At 70.5% G+C, this 485-nt stretch carries 1 protein-coding gene and 1 pseudogene; both read left to right on the top strand.

The window, feature by feature from the left end:
- Window positions 1–204 (top strand): annotated as a pseudogene (locus J0695_RS38580) (ergot alkaloid biosynthesis protein); the annotation flags it as partial.
- A 65-nt stretch (window positions 205–269) separates the two neighbouring features.
- A partial coding sequence (locus J0695_RS38575; RefSeq protein ID WP_206969510.1) for a helix-turn-helix domain-containing protein occupies window positions 270–485 on the top strand: 216 nt, incomplete at its 3' end.

Below are 485 nucleotides of genomic sequence, written 5' to 3'. Positions count from 1 at the left end.
CACGAGCAGCTTTCGTTTGAACAACTGCGCGACCGCTGGGCGGCAGAGATACCACTCGAGTTCGCGTCGATGCTGGCCGGCCTGGACCGCGCCATCGCCGAAGGCGCCGAGGACCGTACCTCGGACACCGTCCAGCGCCTCACCGGCCGCTCCCCGGGTACGCTCCGCGCATTCGTCGAAAGGGAGGTGCCGTGCGGCAGTTGATCCCCCGAGCAGCGGGTCCGTCCCTCGGACCTCGGAGACCGAAGACCGAAGACCAAGGAGGGCCCGTGGCCCAGCACACACAACGCGCGGACGCCTTGCGCAACCGGGAAGCCGTCCTGGCTGCCGCCGATGCCCTCTTCGCCGCCAGCACCAGCCCCCACAGCGTGTCGATGGACGAGATCGCCGCAGCCGCAGGCGTGGGCAAAGGCACCCTCTTCCGCCGCTTCGGCGACCGTGCCGGCCTGATCGGCGCCGTGATCGCCTCCCGCCTGGAGCCGCTG

It is taken from the genome of Streptomyces beijiangensis (assembly GCF_017315755.1).
Taxonomy (GTDB): domain Bacteria; phylum Actinomycetota; class Actinomycetes; order Streptomycetales; family Streptomycetaceae; genus Streptomyces; species Streptomyces beijiangensis.
Note: the sequence above shows the minus strand (reverse complement) of the source record. Positions and strands in the feature narration are given on the sequence as shown.